The sequence below is a fragment of the Microcoleus sp. OTE_8_concoct_300 genome (assembly GCF_031383065.1).
Lineage (GTDB): Bacteria > Cyanobacteriota > Cyanobacteriia > Cyanobacteriales > Microcoleaceae > Microcoleus.
In genome coordinates this window covers 1-3,159 of record NZ_JANMZH010000024.1, presented here as the reverse complement: position 1 = coordinate 3,159, position 3,159 = coordinate 1, and the positions used below count along the sequence as shown (strand labels likewise).

At 46.8% G+C, this 3,159-nt stretch carries 1 protein-coding gene; it reads left to right on the top strand.

Going from position 1 to position 3,159, the window contains the following annotated elements; genetic code table 11:
- Nucleotides 1–2,946, top strand: a 2,946-nt coding sequence (locus ACUVJL_RS01495; protein ID WP_445244231.1) for a CHAT domain-containing protein, incomplete at its 5' end; no start/stop codon positions are given.
- Nucleotides 2,947–3,159: the final 213 nt, after the last annotated feature.

The window sequence follows — 3,159 nt, the reverse complement described above, 5'->3', positions numbered from 1 at the left end:
AGAATTGTAGCGGGACAGGACATCAACACAAGGGCAATAACTGTTAATCCTGTCGCCACAAATCCAGTTAATCCCATCATTCCCACAGTCAATCTGGATGCCCAAAATAATATTATCGTTGATTCCATTAATGCTCCGGCGGCTAGGATTGCTTTGAGATCAACCAGGAACTTAAATGCAGGGAGTTTGCTGGGGGAAGTAGTGGATCTCACTAGCGATCGGGGAAATATTGCGATCGGCAATACTACATCAATTGGGAATATTAATGTCATAGCTTCTGAGAATGTAAGCTCAGAGAATTTGCTAGGAACAAAAGTTAATGTAAATAGCACTTCGGGAAGGTTGGATATTGGAAGCGCTACAGCAACCGAAAATACTATTAATTTAACAGCGCCACTGGATGTAAAATCAGGAGATTTGCGGGGAGTGGGAGTTAATGTAAACAGCAATTCGGGAAGGATTGCGATCGGCAATACCGACGCCACAACAAGAAGTGTCAATTTAACAGCGCCGCTCGAGGTGAATTCAGGGGATTTGCGGGGAGTGGGAGTTAATGTAATTAGCAATTCGGGAAGAATTAATATTAGTGGCAATACCGACGCCACCACAGGAAATGTCGATTTAAGAGCGATGCTCAATGTGAATTCATGGGATTTGCGGGGAGTGGGAGTTAATGTAATTAGCAATTCGGGAAGTATTAATATTTTTGGCAATACCGACGCCACCACAAGAAATGTCAATTTAACAGCGCCGCTCGAGGTGAATTCAGGGGATTTGCGGGGAGTGGGAGTTAATGTAATTAGCAATTCGGGAAGTATTAATATTTTTGGCAATACGAACGCCACCACAGGAAATGTCAATTTAAGAGCGCCGCTCGATGTAAATTCACGAGATTTGCAGGGAGTTGGAGTTGATATCACTAGCAGCAGAGGAACTGTCAGCACTGGCAATATAAATGCTGCTGAAAGGGTGGGAATTTTAGGAGGAAACGAAATCAGAATTGGACGAATAAATGTTAATGCTGTTGGAGCAGATCGCACTTCTACAGTAAATCTTAACGCTCAAAATGATATTAGGATTGGGTCGATCTATGCTCCGGGCGCTAAGGTTGATATCGCAACTCCGGGTTTAGTTCGAGTGACGGGTACTTTTGACCAAAACGGCACTGGTGTTAGCATCTCGACTCTTAGCGGCACTCAAGCCGGTACAGTTACGATCGCCCACGGCGGCGGCGATGTCAATCCGCCGACGCCTTTTGCGGTGGGAGATGCGACGACTAACGGTACTGCAGGGGCGATCGCCAGCAATGCTTTGGGTACTATTACTCAGGGGCGATCTTTCATAAGTTCTTACACTCAAGGCAATAGTGCGATCATCACTACCAACCAACCAACGCTCGAAGATCCTCCTAATCCTCCTAATCCTCCTAATCCTCCTAATCCTCCTAATCCCCCTGATTCCAATAATCCCCCGCCGCCAAGATTACCAGGGGATAGACCGCCATTGGATAGAGGGGGACAGTTTTTTTCCGAACCCAACCAACCCTTGACGCCCGAACAGCTGCAGAACCAAAACAGAATAGCGCGAGATATGGGAAAACCCGGAGACAGGATGCCGCCCGAAAGAATCCAATCTCCCAGAGGACTGAGAAATTTCATCAATTTAAATATCAGAGATTCAGTTATTCAGTCAGCATTTCGCAGAGACATCGGCAGGAACTTGGAGGTCGGCAATATATCGGCCGCTTTGTCTCTGCTGGACAAATCTTTCAGCCAAGAATTCCAGGAATATTTCGGCAGTAACATCAGCGACGAGTCGATATCCACGGAGGAAATCAAAAAAAAGTTAGCATCCATCGGCGCAGAAACGCGCACGAAACCCAGCTTAATTTATCTGTTCTCGCAGCCGGAAAAATTAAATTTAGTTTTAATAACTTCTTGCGGTGAAGTGGTTTACAAAAGCGTGCCGTCAGCGAACCGGGAAGAAGTGCTGAGAGTTGTAACTCAGTTCCGGGATGAGATTACTAAACCGGGCGTGCGGGGTACTACGAGTTATCTACCATCTTCTCAACAGCTTTATAAGTGGATGATTGCGCCTTTAGAGGACAGTTTGAAAAAGTGCGAAACCGATACTATTTCCTTTGTTGTCGATCGGGGTTTGAGAGGTATACCCTTTGCTGCTTTGCACGACGGACAGCAATTTTTGGTGGAAAAGTACAGTCTCAGCCTCATGCCCAGCATTAATTTAACAGATAGTCGCTACGTCGATATCAGAAATTCTCAAGTTTTAGCAATGGGTGCGTCGCAATTTTCCGAGTTGAATCCTTTGCTTGCGGTTCCTGCTGAAATAGCAACTATTTCCCGAGAGTGGCCGGGAGTTAGTTTTCTGAATGAGGGTTTCACCTTGGAGAATTTGAAGCGACAGCATCAAAGCCAGCCTTTTGGGATTATTCACTTAGCTACTCACGGCGAATTTCGACCGGGAGTACCGAGTAATTCTTTTATTCAGTTGTGGGATAGTCGGCTGCGACTTGATCAATTGGGGGATTTGAGATTGAATGATCCGCAGGTGAATCTGTTAGTTTTAAGTGCTTGTCGGACTGCGGTGGGAGATGCACAGGCGGAGTTGGGTTTTGGAGGGTTGGCGCTGCAAGCCGGGGTGCAAACGGCTGTGGGGAGTTTGTGGTACGTTTCAGATGAAGGTACTTTGGGATTGATGAGTGAGTTTTACCAGCAGTTGAAGACGGCGCGAATTAAGGGGGCGGCGCTGCGACAAGCGCAAATTGCGATGTTGCGGGGAGAGGTGCGTTTGGAGGGTGGCAGATTGCGGGGTTCGAGTCGGGGTGAGGGGGTGGAGTTGCCGGCTTCGCTGCAAGGGTTTGCGGATTTACAGTTGTCGCATCCTTATTATTGGTCGGCTTTTGTGATGATTGGCAGCCCTTGGTGATTGGTGATTGGTTATGGGGAATATCGGGTAGAGTTCGCCCCGATTTTTCCCCAATCCCTTAATGCTCTATTGTATAGCAAAGTGTGATTAAGCTATTGGTTTCTGCCAGACATAGAACGCATCGACTGTACACAATTTTTCATCAGAATACTCGCTTAGGAATGAGAATTAAATAACTTCCACAAGTTTGTGGGATGGGCGTCCCGCCCGTCC